Here is a 17,093-nt window from a genome sequence, read left to right as displayed (position 1 = left end):
CTCGCCACAGGTTTCATATCAGCCTCAAAAATGGGATTTCTCCCACGCAGGAGAGGTCAATCCGCTAGTCTTGCTCAATCCTGGAAGGAGCCGTCCCATGTTCGAATCCGCCGAAATCGGTCACGCCATCGACAAAGAAACCTACGAAGCCGAAGAACCGGCCCTGCGTGAAGCCTTGCTCGAAGCGCAGTTCGAACTGCACCAGCAACGCCGCTTCCCGGTGATCATTCTGATCAATGGCATCGAAGGCGCCGGCAAGGGCGAGACGGTCAAGTTGCTCAACGAATGGATGGACCCACGCTTGATCGAGGTCCGCACGTTCGATCAGCAGACCGACGAAGAGCTGGCGCGGCCACCGGCCTGGCGCTACTGGCGGATGCTTCCGGCCAAGGGCCGCATGGGGATTTTCTTCGGCAACTGGTACAGCCAGATGCTGCAAGGCCGGGTGCATGGCTTGTTCAAGGACCCGGTGCTGGATCAGGTCATCAATCAGTCCGAGCGCTTTGAAAAAATGCTCTGCGACGAAGGCGCGCTGATCTTCAAGTTCTGGTTCCACCTCTCCAAGAAGCAAATGAAGGCGCGGCTCAAGGCCCTGGCGGATGACCCGCTGCACAGTTGGCGCATCAGTCCGCTGGACTGGCAGCAATCGCAAACCTACGACAAGTTCGTGAAATACGGCGAACGCGTGTTGCGCCGCACCAGCCGCGACTATGCGCCTTGGCATGTGATCGAAGGGGTTGACCCGCATTACCGCAGCCTGGCGGTGGGCAAGATCCTGCTCGAAGGCCTGCAAAGCGCCCTGAAGCGACACAAGGTCCATCCTTCCAAGGTCAATGCCGCGCCGTTGCCGATCCATGTCGATCAACTGAGCCTGCTCGACAGCCTGGATTTGACCCTGCGCCTGGACAAGGACGATTACGAAGAACAATTGATTACCGAACAGGCACGATTCTCCGGCCTGATGCGCGACAAACGCATGCGTCGGCATGCCTTGGTGGCGGTGTTCGAGGGCAATGACGCGGCCGGCAAGGGTGGGGCGATCCGCCGGGTTGCCGCGGCCCTCGATCCGCGTCAGTACAACATCGTGCCGATTGCCGCGCCCACTGAAGAGGAACGGGCGCAGCCTTATCTGTGGCGGTTCTGGCGGCACATCCCGGCCAAGGGCAAGTTCACGGTGTTCGATCGTTCGTGGTACGGGCGGGTGCTGGTGGAACGCGTCGAAGGCTACTGCCCGCCGGCTGACTGGTTGCGGGCCTACAGTGAAATCAATGATTTTGAAGAACTGATCGCCGAGGCCGGGGTGATCGTGGTCAAGTTCTGGCTGGCCATCGACAAGCAGACGCAACTGGAGCGCTTCCAGGCGCGGGAAGAAATTCCCTTCAAGCGTTTCAAGATCACCGAAGATGACTGGCGCAATCGTGACAAATGGGACGCGTACCGCGCGGCGGTCGGTGACATGGTAGATCGCACCAGCACCGAGATTTCACCCTGGACGCTGGTGGAAGCCAATGACAAGCGCTGGGCGCGGGTCAAAGTCCTGCGCACGATCAATCTGGCGCTGGAAGAGGCTTTCGAAAAGTCCGACAAGCACAGCAGGAAAGTGAAGCAGCACCAGAAGTGAGCGATGGTTACGCATACGCGGGGTGAATGATTGTCGCGGTCGGTAATGCAGTGGACTTATGCTCGGTCCACTCCCAACCGACAACAACAATGAGGTATGCCATGCGTGAAGTGGTGATCGTCGACAGTGTGCGGACCGGCCTGGCCAAATCCTTTCGCGGCAAGTTCAACATGACCCGCCCGGACGACATGGCGGCCCATTGCGTTAATGCGCTGCTGGCGCGCTCGGGCATCGACCCGGCCAGCGTCGAGGACTGCATCGTCGGTGCCGGTTCCAACGAAGGTGGCCAGGGCTTCAACATCGGACGCAACATCGCGGTGCTGTCACGCCTGGGCACCGGCACTGCCGGCATGACCCTCAACCGTTTTTGCTCGTCGGGCTTGCAGGCGATCGCCATCGCCGCCAACCAGATTGCCTCGGGTTGCAGCGACATCATCGTCGCCGGTGGCGTCGAGTCGATCAGCCTGACCATGAAAAGCATCAACACCGACAACCTGATCAACCCGCTGCTGAAAGAGCAGGTGCCGGGCATTTATTTCCCGATGGGCCAGACCGCCGAAATCGTCGCTCGTCGTTACAACGTCAGCCGCGAAGAACAGGATCTGTACGCGCTGCAAAGTCAGCGACGTACCGCTCAGGCTCAGGCCGATCGATTGTTTGACGATGAAATCGTGCCGATGGCGGTGAAGTATCGGGTTGAAGACAAGGCCACCGGTCAGGTGCAGATCCTCGACGGCATCGTCGACCACGATGACTGCAACCGCCCGGGCACCACCCTGGAAAGCCTGGCGGGATTGAAACCGGTGTTTGCCGAAGACGGTTCGGTGACGGCGGGCAACTCTTCGCAGCTGTCCGATGGCGCGTCGATGACGCTGGTGATGAGCCTGGAAAAAGCACTGGAACTGGGGTTGAAACCGAAGGCGTTCTTCCGTGGTTTCACCGTGGCCGGTTGCGAGCCGGATGAAATGGGCATCGGCCCGGTGTTTTCGGTGCCGAAGTTGCTCAAGGCCAAGGGTTTGCGGATTTCCGACATTGATCTGTGGGAACTCAACGAAGCGTTTGCGTCCCAGTGCCTGTACAGCCGCATTCGGTTGGAGATCGATAACGACAAGTACAACGTCAATGGCGGCTCGATTTCCATCGGCCATCCGTTCGGCATGACCGGTTCGCGTCAGGTCGGGCATCTGGTGCGTGAGTTGCAGCGCCGCAATGTGCGTTACGGCATCGTCACCATGTGTGTGGGGGGCGGGATGGGGGCGACCGGGTTGTTCGAGGCGGTGCGTTAACCCTTAAAGTTCTTGCTGTTTATTAGATCGCCTTCGCGAGCAAGCCCGCTCCCACATTGACCGAGTTTCCATATTGGAGTGCGGTTGAATGTGGGAGCGGGCTTGCTCGCGAAGGGAGCGACGCGGTCTATAAGCTCATCCGCAAAAGCAGCATCCGCTCAATGTAAGCCTGTACCTCGCGCGCCAACTTCTCCGGATTTTCAAACGGGCCCTCCAGGGTGTTTTCCCGGGTGCTGAAATACAAATCCCCATTCACACGACACACCCGGTCACAGCGAAAGTGAGTGGCGGGGGCATTGTCCTGGGCGCGTTTGCCGTACATGGCGATCTCCTGAGGAATATTCCTGTTGGCGAATTCCATGAGCTTATGCATGAACCACTTGCGACGCCTGGCCAGCCGATCGACGGCATAGCGCCAATTTAATGGTGCGACCTGCACAGTTTCATTCGCGGCCCGCCCCCAACTGTCCCTGTGTACCGAACAGGTCTGAGCCTAGAATGACGGTTCTCGCCACTTGGCTTCGGGGTTCGCAATGCACATTTCATCGGGTCGCTGGGTTTACGGTCTGTTCCTGGCCTTGGTGACCGCGCTGTTGTGGGGAATCCTGCCGATCAAACTCAAGCAAGTGCTGCTGGTGATGGACCCGGTGACGGTGACCTGGTTTCGCCTGATCGTATCCGGCGGCTGCCTGTTCATTTATCTGGCGGCGACCAAGCGCCTGCCGAGCCGCAAGGTGCTCGGGCCGCGTGGTGGCTGGTTGGTGTTGATGGCGGTGCTCGGCCTGGTGGGCAACTACGTGCTGTACCTGATGGGCCTGAACCTGCTCAGCCCCGGCACCGCGCAACTGGTGGTGCAGATGGGGCCGATCATGTTGCTGATTGCCAGTCTGTTTGTGTTCAAGGAACGGTTCAGCGTGGGGCAGGGGATTGGCCTGCTCGTGCTGCTGATCGGCTTTGCCCTGTTTTTCAATCAGCGGCTGGCCGAATTGCTGACCTCGTTGACTGATTACACCGCCGGCGTGCTGTTGGTGTTGTTGGCGTCCACGGTCTGGACGTTTTATGCCTTGGGCCAGAAGCAACTGCTCACGGTATGGAATTCGCTGCAAGTGATGATGGTGATCTACCTGTTCTGCGCGTTGTTGCTGACGCCGTGGGTGCACCCGCTGGAAGCGCTGCAACTGAGCCCGCTGCAAGGCTGGCTGCTGCTGGCGTGCTGCATGAACACCCTGATCGCCTATGGTGCCTTTGCCGAAGCCCTGGCGCATTGGGAGGCATCGCGGGTCAGTGCGACGCTGGCGATCACGCCATTGGTGACATTCGCTGCGGTGGCCGTGGCGGCGTGGTTATGGCCGGACTATGTGCATGCCGAGACGATCAATGGTCTGGGGTATGGCGGGGCGGTGCTGGTGGTGCTGGGATCGGCGCTGGTGGCGTTGGGGCCGTCGTTGATTGCGGGGCTCAGGGCTCGAAAGGCCCGAATAGCGGTCGGATGATCGTTCCCACGCTCTGCGTGGGAATGCCTCAATGGACGCTCCGCGTCCGCTTCGGCAGGGACGCGGAGCGTCCCGGGCTGCATTCCCATGCGGAGCGTGGGAACGATCAGTCAGGTCAGCCCTTGGCACCAGCCTCCAGCATATTCTCCGGCCTTACCCACGCATCAAACTCTTCATCCGTCAGATACCCCAACTGCAACGCCGCCTCACGCAAGGTCAGTCCTTCGGCATAAGCCTTCTTGGCAATCTCTGCCGATTTGTCGTAGCCAATGTGCGGATTAAGCGCCGTCACCAACATCAATCCACGCTCCAGATGTTCAGCCATTTTCTCTGCATCCGGTTCCAGACCGGTGATGCAATGCTGCTGGAAGTTGCTGCATCCATCGCCAAGCAGGCGGATCGATTGCAGCAGGTTGTGGATGATCACCGGTTTGAACACGTTCAGTTGCAGGTGCCCCTGGCTCGCGGCAAACCCGATGGCGACGTCGTTGCCCAATACCTGGCACGCCAGCATCGACAGGGCTTCGCACTGAGTCGGATTGACCTTGCCCGGCATGATCGAACTGCCCGGTTCGTTGGCCGGCAATTTCACTTCAGCGAAGCCTGCTCGCGGCCCGGAGCCGAGCAGGCGCAGGTCGTTGGCGATTTTCATCAGGGTCACGGCGAGGGTTTTCAGCGCGCCGGACAGCGTGGTCAGCGGCTCATGGCCAGCCAGGGCGGCGAACTTGTTGGGTGCGGTGACGAACGGCAGGCCGGAGAGGGCGGCCAGTTCAGCAGCGATGGCTTCGCCAAAACCGTGGGGCGAATTCAGCCCGGTGCCGACCGCGGTGCCGCCCTGGGCCAGTTCACAGACGGCCGGCAGCGCACTGCGGATCGCCCGCTCGGCGTAATCCAGTTGCGCGATGAAGGCCGACAGTTCCTGACCGAAGGTGATCGGCGTCGCGTCCATCATGTGGGTGCGGCCGGTCTTGACCAGTTTCATGTGCCGCGCGGTCAACTCGGCCAATCCGCCCGACAGTTCGTTGATCGCCGGCAACAAGTGCTGTTGCACCGCCTGGGCGGCCGCGATGTGCATGGCGGTCGGGAAGCAGTCGTTGGAACTCTGGGAGCGGTTGACGTGATCGTTAGGGTGAACCGGCGACTTGCCGCCACGAGCATTACCGGCCAACTCGTTGGCGCGACCGGCGATCACTTCGTTGACGTTCATATTGCTCTGGGTGCCGCTGCCGGTCTGCCAGACCACCAGCGGGAACTGGTCGTCATGGCTGCCGTCGAGCACTTCGTCGGCGGCCTGTTCGATCAGCCGGGCGATGTCGGCGGGCAGGTCACCATTGCGGTCATTGACCCGCGCCGCGGCTTTCTTGATCAGCGCCAGGGCATGCAGCACCGCCAGCGGCATTTTTTCGTTGCCGATGGCGAAGTTAATCAGCGAGCGTTGCGTCTGAGCGCCCCAGTAGGCTTCATCCGGGACTTCAACCTGGCCAAGGCTGTCGGTTTCGATACGGCTCATCATGCACACTCCTGTAGGTCGATAGCGCAGTTTAGGCCGTGATCGCCGGCCGTGGTTCCATCAGTCTGTTTTTTGACCGTTCAGCCCCTCTAAATCAGGTGCGACAAGGCTTGGGGTTGAGTGACACAGTTTTTTAGGTGCAGAATGGTCGCCCTTGAGGTTTTGCCTCGCCTGCTAGAAAAGGAAACTCGATGACTCGTCTTCGTGCCATCTGTACCGCGGTTGCACTGGTTTGCGCCAGCGGCCAGGTTCTTGCCGATACCGCCAGCCACAACGCCAGTGCCGAAGCTTTCCTGACCCTGGCGCACGCTGACAAATTGGGCACTCCGGTGTACATGCAAGTGCAGCAAATGTTCGCTCAGCGCTTTGAGCAAACCAAAGCCCCCGAGTCGAAAAAAGCCTTGCTGGAAACTTACCAGGCCAAAGCCAACGCCGCGCTGGACCAAGCCATTGGCTGGAACAAGCTGAAGCCGGACATGGTCAAGCTCTACACCACCAACTTCAGCGAATCCGAGCTGAAAGACCTGGTCGCGTTCTACAAGTCGCCACTGGGCAAGAAAGTCCTGGAAAAAATGCCGCAGCTGACTCAGCAATCGGCCCAGATGACTCAAGCCAAGCTGGAAAGCGCGGTGCCTGTGGTCAACAAGCTGCTGGCTGACATGACGGCCGAGCTGGAGCCTAAAGGCGCCGCTCCTGCCAAGAAAAAGCCTTAAGCGGAGTTCGGTATGACCATGCAACAACGCATCGAATCAACGCTGGGCCTGTTGCAGCCGCTGCATCTGCAAGTGCTGGATGAAAGCCACATGCACAGCCGTGGGTTGCAGACCCACTTCAAGGCCGTGGTGGTCAGCCAGCAGTTCGAAGGGCTCAACCGGGTCAAGCGTCACCAGAAAGTCTACGGCACGCTCGGCGAGCTGATGGGCGAGTTCCATGCGTTGGCGCTGCATACCTACACGCCAGAGGAATGGGCACAGATCGACGCGGCTCCGGCCTCGCCGACCTGTGCTGGCGGCAGCAAGCATTGATGTGAAGGGTTGATTGATGGGCTGTGCCAAGCCTGCAGATCGCAGTCCTAAACCACACCGTTTTTGCTAGAATCCGCAACGCGCCGCTCACCCGGCGCGTTTTTTTTCGCATCCGGTTCACCCCTTACGAGGGTAGCCACCTGGAGAATCACCCATGACACAACAGATTGTCGTGGCGGCACTGTATAAGTTCGTCACCCTGGAAGATTACGTCGCCCTGCGCGAGCCCCTGCTGCAAGCGATGGTCGACAACGGCATCAAAGGCACCCTGCTGATCGCCGAAGAAGGCATCAACGGCACCGTGTCCGGCAGCCGCGAAGGCATTGACGGGCTGATGGCCTGGCTCAAGAACGACCCGCGCATGGACGACATTGACCACAAAGAGTCGTACTGCGACGACCAGCCGTTCTACCGCACCAAAGTCAAACTCAAGAAAGAAATCGTCACCCTCGGCGTCGAAGGCGTAGACCCGAACAAAAAGGTCGGCACCTATGTGGATCCGCAGAACTGGAACGCGCTGATCAGCGATCCTGAAGTGCTGTTGATCGACACCCGCAACGACTACGAAGTCTCGATCGGCACCTTCGAAGGCGCCATCGACCCGAAGACCACCAGTTTTCGCGAATTCCCCGACTACATCAAAGCCCATTTCGACCCGGCCGTGCACAAGAAAGTCGCGATGTTCTGCACCGGCGGCATTCGTTGCGAAAAGGCTTCGAGCTACATGCTCAGCCAGGGTTTCGACGAGGTCTATCACCTCAAGGGCGGCATTCTGAAATACCTCGAAGAGGTGCCGCAGGAAGAAACCAAATGGCAGGGCGACTGCTTCGTGTTCGATAACCGCGTGACCGTGCGTCATGACCTCAGCGAAGGCGACTACGATCAATGCCATGCCTGCCGTACCCCTGTCAGTGTCGAAGACCGCGCGTCCGAGCACTACGTGGCCGGCATCAGTTGCCCGCATTGCTGGGATAAGCTGAGCGAGAAGACCCGTCGCAGTGCCATCGACCGGCAAAAGCAGATCGAACTGGCCAAGGCGCGCAACCTGCCGCACCCGATCGGCTACAACTACAAGCAAACTCCTTCCGAGGCTTGAACCATGTCTGCGCAACGCCTGCTCTATGTGATGGACCCGATGTGCTCCTGGTGCTGGGGCTTCGCGCCGGTGGCCAACGCGCTGGTCGAGCAGGCGCAAGCAGCGGGGGTGGACGTGCACCTGGTGGTGGGCGGTTTGCGTACCGGCAGCGGTTCCGCGCTGGAGCCGACCACCCGGCGCTACATCCTTGAGCATTGGCAAGCGGTCACCGAAGCCACGGGTCAACCGTTCAAACTGGAAGGTGCGTTGCCCGCCGGGTTCGTCTACGACACCGAACCTGCCTGTCGGGCACTGGTAACCGCGCGCAGCCTGGCGCCGGATTGCGCGTGGAAACTGCTGGGGCTGATTCAGCACGCGTTTTACGCCGAAGGTCGCGACGTCACGCATGCCAGTGTCCTGGTGGAGCTGGCGGAGCAGGCCGGTCTGCCGCGCATCGAGTTCGCCGCCGCGTTCGACCGTGCCGATCAGCACGCCGCGACAGCGGCCGATTTCACCTGGGTCCAGGACCTGGGCATTGCCGGTTTCCCTACCTTGCTGGCTGAGCGTAATGGTCAATTGGCGCTGTTGACCAATGGCTATCAGCCGCTCAGCGTACTGTCTCCGTTGCTCGGCCGCTGGCTGGAGCGCGCTGCCTGTGCATGACCAGCCTGACGAAGCAGCAACCGCTACACGTGTCGACCGTCTGAGCTGGGCGGAAATCCGTCGCCTGGCGCTGCATCACAAAAAATCCCTGTGGATCGCCAACGGCGTGGCCGTGTTGGCCACCTTGTGCAGCGTGCCGATTCCCTTGCTCTTGCCGTTGCTGGTGGACGAAGTGCTGCTGGGCCATGGCGACTCTGCGCTGAAGATCATGAACCACGCGCTGCCCGACGGCTGGCAGAAAGCGTCGGGCTATATCGGCCTGATGCTGCTGGTGACCTTGTTGCTGCGTTGTGGCGCCTTGTTGTTCAACGTGGTTCAGGCGAAGTTGTTTGCGGCACTGGCCAAGGACATCGTGTACCGCATTCGCACACGGCTGATAGATCGGCTCAAGCGCATTTCCCTGGGCGAATACGAAAGCCTGGGCAGCGGCACGGTGACCACGCACCTGGTCACCGACCTCGACACTGTGGACAAATTCGTCGGCGAAACCCTCAGCCGTTTCCTGGTCGCCATGCTGACCCTGGTCGGCACCGCGAGCATTCTGATCTGGATGCACTGGAAGCTGGCGCTGCTGATCATGCTGTTCAACCCGCTGGTGATCTACGCCACGGTATTGCTGGGCAAGCGGGTCAAGCACCTGAAGAAACTCGAGAACGACAGCACCTCGCGCTTTACCCAGGCACTCACCGAAACCCTCGATGCCATTCAGGAAGTGCGTGCCGGCAACCGTCAGGGTTTTTTCCTCGGGCGCCTGGGGCAGCGCGCCCGGGAAGTGCGCGATTACGCGGTGAACTCGCAGTGGAAAACCGATGCTTCGAACCGTGCCAGCGGCTTGCTGTTCCAGTTCGGCATCGATATTTTCCGTGCGGCGGCGATGCTCACCGTGCTGTTTTCCGACCTGTCCATCGGCCAGATGCTCGCGGTGTTCAGCTATCTGTGGTTCATGATCGGTCCGGTGGAACAGCTGCTGAATCTGCAATACGCCTACTATGCCGCCGGCGGCGCGCTGTCGCGGATCAACGAGCTGCTGGCCCGGGCCGATGAACCTGAATACCCGGGCGGAGTGGACCCGTTCAACGGTCGCGAAACCGTGGGCATTGAAGTCCAGGGATTGAGTTTCGGTTACGGCGACGAGTTGGTGTTGAACCAGATGGACCTGTCCATCGCCCCCGGCGAAAAAGTCGCGATCGTCGGCGCCAGCGGTGGTGGCAAAAGCACGCTGGTGCAGTTGCTGCTGGGGTTGTACACGCCGCTCGCCGGGACGATCCGCTTCGGCGGCTCGACCCAGCAAGAGATCGGCCTGGAAACCGTGCGGGAGAACGTCGCCGTGGTCTTGCAACACCCGGCGCTGTTCAACGATACCGTGCGCGCCAACCTGACCATGGGCCGTGAGCGCAGCGACGACGCCTGTTGGCAGGCGTTGGAAATCGCGCAATTGCACGCCACGATTCGAGAGTTGCCCAATGGCCTGGACAGTATCGTCGGGCGTTCCGGCGTGCGTTTGTCCGGCGGCCAGCGCCAACGCCTGGCCATTGCGCGGATGGTGTTGGCCGAACCCAAGGTAGTGATCCTCGACGAGGCCACTTCGGCACTGGATGCCGCCACCGAATACAACCTTCACCAGGCGCTGGCGCGGTTCCTGAGCAATCGCACCACGCTGATCATTGCGCACCGGTTATCGGCGGTGAAACAGGCCGACCGGGTGCTGGTATTCGATGGCGGACAAATTGCCGAGGATGGCGACCATCAGCAGTTGATTGCCGAGGGTGGTTTATACGCCAAGCTTTATGGGCATTTGCAGCAGCATTAGATCAGTGCCGCGTACCTATATAGGGCGATGTTCAGAGGGTGCCAAGGCGGATCCTCCGCTTGCCGGAACCGGGAACGCACCCTAGTCTAGCTGTAGCGATTTCGTCCGGAAGACGATCAAGCAGTGCTAATGCAAGGGATCTCATGAAACAAACGCGGACTCTCGGAACGCCACGGTTGTTGGGCATTGTCTGGCCATTTATCGCCGTTGTGTTATTTCAGGCCCTGTTGGGCGGCGTGAGCCTGTACGTTCTGTCGGCGGTTCGCGGCTACGTTGCCGGTGAAAGCCTGTGGTCCAAAGGCCAGAAAGACGCCATTTATTACCTCAATCTCTACGCCGACAGTCGCGACGAGGCGATTTTCCTCAAATACCAGAACGCCATTGCCGTGCCCCAAGGGGGCCACGAATTGCGCGTGGCGCTGGATCATCAACCGCCGAATATCGAAGCCGCGCGCGTGGCGATCCTCAAAGGCGGCAACCACCCGGATGACATCGATAGTGTGATCTGGCTGTACCTGAATTTCCGGCACTTCAGTTACCACGAGAAAGCCATTGACCTCTGGAGGGTGGGGGATGCGTATCTGTTGCAACTCGATGCCATTGCGCGGGAAATGCATCAGCGCGTCACCACCCGCCAGGCCACCGCTGGCGATATCAAGCGCTGGAAGGAACAGATATTCCTCATCAACGAAAGTGTGACACCGGCGGCGAAGGCCTTCAGCGATGCCTTGGGCGAAGGCTCGCGGAGGATCCTGCGGGTGTTGCTGGTGACCAACCTCGCCACGGCTCTGGGATTGATCCTCCTGGCCTTGATGCGCACGCACAAACTGCTCAAGCAGCGCCATGCCTTCGCCGACGCGTTGCAGTTGGAGAAAGACCGGGCACAAATCACTTTGCAATCGATCGGCGATGGCGTGATCACCACGAATGTCGAGGGAGCGATTGCCTACATGAACCCGGCCGCCGAGGCGTTGACGCACTGGAAAGCCGAACAGGCGACGGGTTTGCCGCTGGCGGCGCTATTCAATCTGTTGGACGAGAACGCTCAGGCCGAAGGTTTTACGTTGATCGAGCACATTTTGAGCGGACAGCTGAGCGGTGGCAGCGAACACTCAAAACTGATCCAGCGCCTGGATGGCAGCACGGTTTCGGTGACCCTGGTCGGTGCGCCGATCCGCAACGCGGGCAAGGTCAGCGGCACGGTGCTGGTGCTGCACGACATGACCCAGGAGCGGCAATACATTGCCAATCTGTCCTGGCAGGCGACCCATGACGCCTTGACCGGGCTCGCCAACCGCCGTGAGTTTGAGTATCGCCTGGAGCAGGCGCTGCACAACCTGACACGTCAGACGGGGCGCCATGCGCTGATGTTCCTCGATCTGGATCAGTTCAAACTGGTCAACGATACCTGTGGCCATGCAGCGGGTGATGAATTGCTCCGGCATATCTGCGCACTGTTGCAGTCTGGTTTGCGCGAAGGCGATACCCTGGCCCGCCTGGGTGGCGACGAGTTTGGCATCCTGCTGGAGAACTGCGCCCCGGAAGCCGCCGAGAAAATCGCCGAGGGCCTGCGTCAGACTGTGCAGAACCTGCACTTCGTCTGGAAAGGCCGACCCTTTGTAACCACTGTGAGCATCGGGCTGGTTCACGTTGCTCAGAATCCGACCACCCTCGAGGCCTCGCTGCGCGCTGCCGACATGGCCTGCTACATGGCCAAGGAAAAGGGGCGCAATCGGGTTCAGGTCTATCACGCCGATGATTCGGAACTGTCCCTGCGCTTCGGCGAGATGGCTTGGGTACAGCGCTTGCACATCGCACTGGAAGAAGACCGTTTCTGTTTGTATGCCCAGGAAATCGCGCCACTTGGTCATGTCGAGAAGGGCGGTGGACATATCGAAATTTTGTTGCGCCTGCATGACGAAGCCGGACGCATGATATTGCCCGACAGTTTTATTCCGGCTGCTGAGCGATATGGTCTGATGACATCCCTTGATCGCTGGGTGGTACAGAACGTATTCAAAATTATTGCCCAATGCATAGCCGAACAGCACAAAGGCCCATTGGCCATGTGTGCGATTAATCTGTCAGGCACAACTATCGGAGATGAGGCGTTTCTGCACTTCCTGCGTGAACAGTTTGTTACTTACTCCATACCGCCTGAAATGATTTGTTTTGAAATCACTGAAACCAGTGCTATTTCAAATCTTGGAAGTGCAATCAGATTTATTAATGAACTCAAAGGCTTAGGTTGCCACTTTTCACTGGATGATTTTTGCGCCGGAATGTCCTCATTCGCATACTTGAAACATTTACCTGTAGACTTCTTGAAGATCGACGGGAGTTTCGTAAAGGATATGTTGGACGACCCGATTAACCGCGCCATGGTCGAAGTGATCAATCACATCGGTCATGTTATGGGTAAGCGTACGATTGCCGAGTTTGTTGAAACACCCCAGATCGAGCAGGCACTGTTGGAGATCGGGGTGGATTACGCTCAAGGGTATGTTATTGAACGCCCGCATTTGTTTACCTGCGACAGTTTACAAAGTCGTCCCGCCAGGCCACAGCCTTTGTTGTTCAAGGCGCCTGGCACGTTCCGTTGAAATCTCTTGCTGATCCTTATAATCACAATCAAAAGGAGCTCGACAGTGATCGACACATTCAACCGAACCGGACCACTCATGGACGCTGCAAGTTATCCCGTCTGGGCTCAACGCCTGATCCAGGATTGCAGCGAGAGCAAACGCCGGGTTGTCGAACACGAACTGTATCAGCGACTGCGTGATAACAAACTCAGTGCAAAGACCATGCGCCAGTACCTGATTGGTGGCTGGCCGGTAGTCGAACAGTTCGCGTTATATATGGCACAAAACCTGACCAAGACACGCTTTGCCCGCCATCCAGGTGAAGACATGGCACGTCGCTGGTTGATGCGTAACATACGCGTTGAATTGAACCATGCCGATTACTGGGTGCACTGGAGCCGTGCTCACGGTGTCAGCCTGGAAGATCTGCAAGCGCAAAAAGTTGCCCCTGAACTTCACGCCTTGAGCCATTGGTGCTGGCACACCAGTTCAGCGGATTCGCTGATTGTTGCCATTGCCGCCACCAACTACGCCATTGAAGGCGCGACCGGGGAATGGTCGGCGCTGGTCTGTTCCAATGGTATCTACGCGGCCTCTTTCCCGGAGGAAGATCGCAAGCGGGCCATGAAGTGGTTGAAGATGCATGCCCAGTACGACGATGCCCATCCGTGGGAAGCCCTGGAAATCATCTGCACGTTGGCGGGTATGAACCCTTGTAAATCCCTGCAAGTGGAACTGCGTCAGGCCGTGTGCAAGAGCTACGACTACATGTTCCTGTTCCTGGAGCGCTGCATGCAGCTTGAGCATGCGCAAAAGGCACCTGTCGCGCGTGAGCGCATGGAACTGGCCGAGAGCTGATCGGCTGATACACGCCATTGAAAAAGCCCGCTCCCCCTTGTCTAGGGAGGCGGGCTTTTTTGTATTGGCAGTCAACAACAGTCAGGCGCTGATCTTCAGTCCAACCAGCCCGGAAATGATCAACGCTACACTGGCGAGCCTGAACAACGCCATGGATTCACCGAACAGGATGATCCCGGCAATGACCGTCCCGACCGCACCGACACCCGTCCAGATCGCATAGGCCGTGCCCAGCGGCAATTCCTTCATGGCAAGGCCCAGCAAGCCAAGGCTGATCGCCATGGCGGCAACGGTCAATGCGGTGGGGAGAGGGCGGCTGAAGCCATCGGTGTATTTCAGGCCGACAGCCCAGCCAACTTCGAACAGGCCGGCGAAAAACAGAATGATCCAGGACATGAGAGACCTCCATCGATTGACGGGGTCGTCCCCAGATTAATGACTCGATCGAGCCGCGAGGTCGTCCTCGCGTTTTGCAATAGATTGCCCATCATTAACCCGGGGATCAAGTTTTCGGATCAGTCGATAGCCTGCTGCGCCGCCGTTTCCCGATCTTCTTTCTCGCTCATCCGGCGGAAATATGTCGAGAGCAGCGCCCCGGAGATGTTGTGCCAGACGCTGAACAACGCGCTCGGCACCGCCGCCAGCGGTGAAAAGTGTGCACTGGCCAGCGCTGCACCCAGACCGGAGTTCTGCATGCCGACTTCCAGTGCCAGGGATTTACGCTGGGCCAGTGGCAATTTGAACAACCTTGCGGTGAAGTAACCCAGCAGATAGCCAAAGCTGTTGTGCAGCATCACCACGGCCATGATCAGCAGGCCGGATTCGGCAATCTTCGTCTGGCTGGCGGCCACCACGGCTGTGACGATGATTACGATGCTCACCACCGACACCAGTGGCAACACGTCTACCGCGTGGCGAACCCGATCACCCAGCAGGCGCTGGGCAACCACGCCAAGCACGATCGGCAGCAGCACCACTTGCAGGATCGACCAGAACAGCTCCATGAACGACACCGGCAACCAGGCTGAGGCCAGCAGCCAGATCAGAGCCGGGGTCAAAAGCGGGGCGAGGAGGGTGGTGACAGCGGCGATGGCCACCGACAGCGCCAGATCGCCGCGGGCCAGCCAGGTCATAACGTTTGACGAGGTGCCGCTAGGGCAGCAGCCGACCAGGATGACGCCGACAGCGATCTCCGGCGGCAAGTGGAAAGCCTGGCAAAGCAACCACGCCACACCGGGCATGATCACAAAATGCGCAACCACGCCCAAGGCCACGCGCCATGGATGGCGAGCGACTTCGGCGAAATCTTCGAGCTTGAGGGTCAGGCCCATGCCGAACATCACCAGGCCCAACAGCGGCACGATCGCGCCCTTCAGGCCGATGAACCAGGTCGGTTGCAGGAACGCCACGACGGCGAAAATCAATACCCAGTAAGCGAAGGTGTTGCCGACAAAACGACTCAATGCAGGCAGTGCGCGCATGGCCTGATCCTTGTTCTTGAGTAACACCACAAAACCAATGTGGGAGCGGGCCTGCTCGCGATAGCGGTTTCACAGTCAACATACATGTTGATCGTGATGACGCCATCGCGAGCAGGCTCGCTCCCACAGTGATAACTTTTTACCTTTTAGATCCCCTGCGGAGTCTCTTCACCACCCAGCGCTTCAACCAGCGCCGGCAGGAAGTCGCCGAAGGTCAGCATCATCAGGGTGAAGCTGGCGTCCAGTTGGCCGAGGGCTTCTTCGCCACCGTCCTGTTCCGCCTGGTCCTGCAGCAGATCTTCGAACTTCAGGCGCTTGACCACCATCTTGTCGTCAAGAACGAAAGACAGCTTGTCCTGCCAGGCCAACGACAGCTGAGTAACCACTTTGCCGGTGCTCAGGTGCAGTTGGATTTCTTCGCTGGTCAGGTCCTGGCGCTTGCAACGCACGATGCCGCCGTCTTCGTGGGTGTCGCGCAGCTCGCACTCGTCCAGCACGAAGAAATCGTCCGCGGCTTTCTGGGTAGTGACCCATTCAGTCATGGTCGCGGTAGGGGACATCTTCACGGTCAGCGGACGTACCGGCAGCGTGCCGATGACTTCACGCAGGGTGGACAACAGGTCTTCGGCACGTTTCGGGCTGGCCGAGTTGACCAGGATCAGGCCCTGTTTCGGCGCGATAGCAGCGAAAGTCGACGAACGACGAATAAAGGCCCGCGGCAGGAAGGCCTGGATGATTTCATCCTTGATCTGGTCGCGCTCTTTTTTGTAGACCTTGCGCATTTGTTCGGCTTCGATCTCTTCGACCTTTTCCTTTACCGCATCGCGCACGACGCTGCCCGGCAGAATGCGTTCTTCTTTACGGGCAGCGATCAGCAGGAAGTCGCCGCTGATGTGCACCAGCGGAGCATCTTCGCCCTTGCCGAAGGGCGCGACGAAACCGTAGGTGGTCAACTCCTGGCTTGCACATGGACGCGCCAGTTTGGTCGCCAGTGCAGTTTCCAACGCCTCGGCATCAAAAGGCAGATCTTGGGTCAGGCGATAGATAAGCAGGTTTTTGAACCACATGGGGCGAGTCTCTCCTTTATACAAAGGGGGGCATTATTCTCTTCGCAGCGCCATAGGCCAACCCTTCTCTAAGCCTTTGGAAGGCCTGAAAAAATTAATTAAAAAAGTGCTTGCCAGAGATGTGGTCGCTCCGTAGAATGCGCGCCACACCGAAAGTGAAGGGTGATTAGCTCAGCTGGGAGAGCGTCTGCCTTACAAGCAGAATGTCGGCGGTTCGATCCCGTCATCACCCACCATTCGCTTCCAGTGTTACGCGCAGCGGTAGTTCAGTCGGTTAGAATACCGGCCTGTCACGCCGGGGGTCGCGGGTTCGAGTCCCGTCCGCTGCGCCATATTCGGTTATCTGGAACGCTGAACGCCAGGTCACCACGGAAAAGCCCGCTTAACGCGGGTTTTTTTCTGTCAAAAGTTTGCAATTTGTTCCTGCAGGTCGCGTCGTTTTATGGGTTTTCAGATTTTTTTGAAGAATTATTCAATTAAATCAACACTTTATGAAAATCTGTGGCACAATGCGCCCCGCAACGAAGGTAAAGGGTGATTAGCTCAGCTGGGAGAGCGTCTGCCTTACAAGCAGAATGTCGGCGGTTCGATCCCGTCATCACCCACCACTTACTTTCAA

Annotated in this window: 15 protein-coding genes and 3 tRNA genes; 13 read left to right on the top strand and 5 right to left on the bottom strand. The window is 58.9% G+C overall.

Going from position 1 to position 17,093, the window contains the following annotated elements; genetic code table 11:
• The first annotated feature begins 97 nt into the window (after positions 1 to 97).
• Together pap and PFAS1_RS03295 are read left to right on the top strand one after the other, a co-directional pair.
• Positions 98 to 1,621, top strand: coding sequence for a polyphosphate:AMP phosphotransferase (pap, locus tag PFAS1_RS03300; protein ID WP_076028187.1), 1,524 nt, complete (start codon positions 98 to 100; stop codon positions 1,619 to 1,621).
• Between the two features lie 101 nt (positions 1,622 to 1,722).
• The gene (locus PFAS1_RS03295; protein WP_076028186.1) at positions 1,723 to 2,907 is read left to right on the top strand and encodes a thiolase family protein; all 1,185 of its coding nucleotides are present in this window, start codon (positions 1,723 to 1,725) and stop codon (positions 2,905 to 2,907) included.
• A gap of 127 nt (positions 2,908 to 3,034) precedes the next feature.
• Here the strand turns inward: PFAS1_RS03295 and PFAS1_RS03290 are convergent, their stop codons facing one another.
• Positions 3,035 to 3,229 carry a DUF6316 family protein gene (locus PFAS1_RS03290; RefSeq protein WP_033055288.1) on the bottom strand — a complete coding sequence of 65 codons (195 nt, stop codon included), beginning with the start codon at positions 3,227 to 3,229 and terminating at the stop codon, positions 3,035 to 3,037.
• A gap of 211 nt (positions 3,230 to 3,440) precedes the next feature.
• On the opposite strand from PFAS1_RS03290, the gene PFAS1_RS03285 reads away from it, so the two are divergent.
• Positions 3,441 to 4,400: a DMT family transporter gene (locus PFAS1_RS03285; RefSeq protein WP_076028185.1), complete on the top strand. Its 960-nt coding sequence runs from the start codon at positions 3,441 to 3,443 to the stop codon at positions 4,398 to 4,400.
• Between the two features lie 115 nt (positions 4,401 to 4,515).
• On the opposite strand, the gene PFAS1_RS03280 is transcribed toward PFAS1_RS03285, so the two are convergent.
• Positions 4,516 to 5,910: a class II fumarate hydratase gene (locus PFAS1_RS03280; RefSeq protein ID WP_076028184.1), complete on the bottom strand. Its 1,395-nt coding sequence runs from the start codon at positions 5,908 to 5,910 to the stop codon at positions 4,516 to 4,518.
• A gap of 191 nt (positions 5,911 to 6,101) precedes the next feature.
• On the opposite strand from PFAS1_RS03280, the gene PFAS1_RS03275 reads away from it, so the two are divergent.
• The 7 genes from PFAS1_RS03275 to PFAS1_RS03245 all read left to right on the top strand — a co-directional run bounded on the left by PFAS1_RS03275 (position 6,102) and on the right by PFAS1_RS03245 (position 13,926).
• Positions 6,102 to 6,623: a DUF2059 domain-containing protein gene (locus tag PFAS1_RS03275; RefSeq protein ID WP_074878884.1), complete on the top strand. Its 522-nt coding sequence runs from the start codon at positions 6,102 to 6,104 to the stop codon at positions 6,621 to 6,623.
• Positions 6,624 to 6,635: 12 nt separating this feature from the next.
• Entirely contained in the window at positions 6,636 to 6,935 is a 300-nt protein-coding gene (locus tag PFAS1_RS03270; RefSeq protein ID WP_076028183.1) for a BolA family protein, read from the top strand.
• Positions 6,936 to 7,089: 154 nt separating this feature from the next.
• Complete coding sequence (gene trhO, locus PFAS1_RS03265; RefSeq protein ID WP_076028182.1) at positions 7,090 to 8,031, top strand: oxygen-dependent tRNA uridine(34) hydroxylase TrhO; 942 nt, start codon at positions 7,090 to 7,092, stop codon at positions 8,029 to 8,031.
• Between the two features lie 39 nt (positions 8,032 to 8,070).
• Positions 8,071 to 8,673: a DsbA family protein gene (locus tag PFAS1_RS03260; protein WP_173860450.1), complete on the top strand. Its 603-nt coding sequence runs from the start codon at positions 8,071 to 8,073 to the stop codon at positions 8,671 to 8,673.
• Positions 8,666 to 10,483, top strand: a complete 1,818-nt coding sequence (locus PFAS1_RS03255; protein ID WP_076028181.1) for an ABC transporter ATP-binding protein — start codon at positions 8,666 to 8,668, stop codon at positions 10,481 to 10,483. The genes PFAS1_RS03260 and PFAS1_RS03255 overlap by 8 nt, the downstream gene beginning before the upstream one ends.
• Positions 10,484 to 10,626: 143 nt before the next feature.
• Positions 10,627 to 13,086, top strand: coding sequence for an EAL domain-containing protein (locus PFAS1_RS03250; RefSeq protein ID WP_076028180.1), 2,460 nt, complete (start codon positions 10,627 to 10,629; stop codon positions 13,084 to 13,086).
• A 78-nt stretch (positions 13,087 to 13,164) separates the two neighbouring features.
• Complete coding sequence (locus PFAS1_RS03245; RefSeq protein WP_418329144.1) at positions 13,165 to 13,926, top strand: TenA family transcriptional regulator; 762 nt, start codon at positions 13,165 to 13,167, stop codon at positions 13,924 to 13,926.
• Positions 13,927 to 14,007: 81 nt separating this feature from the next.
• Here the strand turns inward: PFAS1_RS03245 and sugE are convergent, their stop codons facing one another.
• The 3 genes from sugE to rdgC form a co-directional block, all read right to left on the bottom strand.
• The gene (gene sugE / locus PFAS1_RS03240) at positions 14,008 to 14,322 is read right to left on the bottom strand and encodes a quaternary ammonium compound efflux SMR transporter SugE (protein ID WP_008151200.1); all 315 of its coding nucleotides are present in this window, start codon (positions 14,320 to 14,322) and stop codon (positions 14,008 to 14,010) included.
• Positions 14,323 to 14,441: 119 nt separating this feature from the next.
• The gene (locus tag PFAS1_RS03235) at positions 14,442 to 15,407 is read right to left on the bottom strand and encodes a bile acid:sodium symporter family protein (RefSeq protein WP_076028178.1); all 966 of its coding nucleotides are present in this window, start codon (positions 15,405 to 15,407) and stop codon (positions 14,442 to 14,444) included.
• Positions 15,408 to 15,553: 146 nt separating this feature from the next.
• The gene (gene rdgC / locus PFAS1_RS03230) at positions 15,554 to 16,474 is read right to left on the bottom strand and encodes a recombination-associated protein RdgC (protein WP_076028177.1); all 921 of its coding nucleotides are present in this window, start codon (positions 16,472 to 16,474) and stop codon (positions 15,554 to 15,556) included.
• 160 nt (positions 16,475 to 16,634) lie between these two features.
• Here rdgC and PFAS1_RS03225 point away from each other — a divergent pair.
• From PFAS1_RS03225 to PFAS1_RS03215, 3 genes are all read left to right on the top strand, one after another.
• Positions 16,635 to 16,710 (top strand) — tRNA-Val (locus PFAS1_RS03225).
• 19 nt (positions 16,711 to 16,729) lie between these two features.
• Positions 16,730 to 16,806 (top strand) — tRNA-Asp (locus tag PFAS1_RS03220).
• Positions 16,807 to 17,006: 200 nt separating this feature from the next.
• Positions 17,007 to 17,082: transfer RNA gene (locus tag PFAS1_RS03215), tRNA-Val, on the top strand.
• Positions 17,083 to 17,093 lie beyond the last annotated feature (11 nt).

The organism is Pseudomonas frederiksbergensis, assembly GCF_001952935.1.
In the GTDB taxonomy this organism is placed as follows: domain Bacteria; phylum Pseudomonadota; class Gammaproteobacteria; order Pseudomonadales; family Pseudomonadaceae; genus Aquipseudomonas; species Aquipseudomonas frederiksbergensis.
The sequence above is the reverse complement of the archived record's forward strand: the minus strand, read 5'-3'. Positions and strand labels throughout refer to the sequence as shown.

Coding starts and splice junctions, on each gene's coding strand:
- PFAS1_RS03275 (WP_074878884.1), top strand. CDS start 6,102: ATGACTCGTCTTCGTGCCATCTGTACCGCGGTTGCACTGGTTTGCGCC.
- PFAS1_RS03245 (WP_418329144.1), top strand. CDS start 13,165: ATGGACGCTGCAAGTTATCCCGTCTGGGCTCAACGCCTGATCCAGGAT.
- PFAS1_RS03260 (WP_173860450.1), top strand. CDS start 8,071: ATGTGCTCCTGGTGCTGGGGCTTCGCGCCGGTGGCCAACGCGCTGGTC.
- PFAS1_RS03295 (WP_076028186.1), top strand. CDS start 1,723: ATGCGTGAAGTGGTGATCGTCGACAGTGTGCGGACCGGCCTGGCCAAA.
- rdgC (WP_076028177.1), bottom strand. CDS start 16,474: ATGTGGTTCAAAAACCTGCTTATCTATCGCCTGACCCAAGATCTGCCT.
- PFAS1_RS03290 (WP_033055288.1), bottom strand. CDS start 3,229: ATGTACGGCAAACGCGCCCAGGACAATGCCCCCGCCACTCACTTTCGC.
- PFAS1_RS03235 (WP_076028178.1), bottom strand. CDS start 15,407: ATGCGCGCACTGCCTGCATTGAGTCGTTTTGTCGGCAACACCTTCGCT.
- PFAS1_RS03270 (WP_076028183.1), top strand. CDS start 6,636: ATGACCATGCAACAACGCATCGAATCAACGCTGGGCCTGTTGCAGCCG.
- sugE (WP_008151200.1), bottom strand. CDS start 14,322: ATGTCCTGGATCATTCTGTTTTTCGCCGGCCTGTTCGAAGTTGGCTGG.
- PFAS1_RS03250 (WP_076028180.1), top strand. CDS start 10,627: ATGAAACAAACGCGGACTCTCGGAACGCCACGGTTGTTGGGCATTGTC.
- PFAS1_RS03285 (WP_076028185.1), top strand. CDS start 3,441: ATGCACATTTCATCGGGTCGCTGGGTTTACGGTCTGTTCCTGGCCTTG.
- trhO (WP_076028182.1), top strand. CDS start 7,090: ATGACACAACAGATTGTCGTGGCGGCACTGTATAAGTTCGTCACCCTG.
- pap (WP_076028187.1), top strand. CDS start 98: ATGTTCGAATCCGCCGAAATCGGTCACGCCATCGACAAAGAAACCTAC.
- PFAS1_RS03280 (WP_076028184.1), bottom strand. CDS start 5,910: ATGAGCCGTATCGAAACCGACAGCCTTGGCCAGGTTGAAGTCCCGGAT.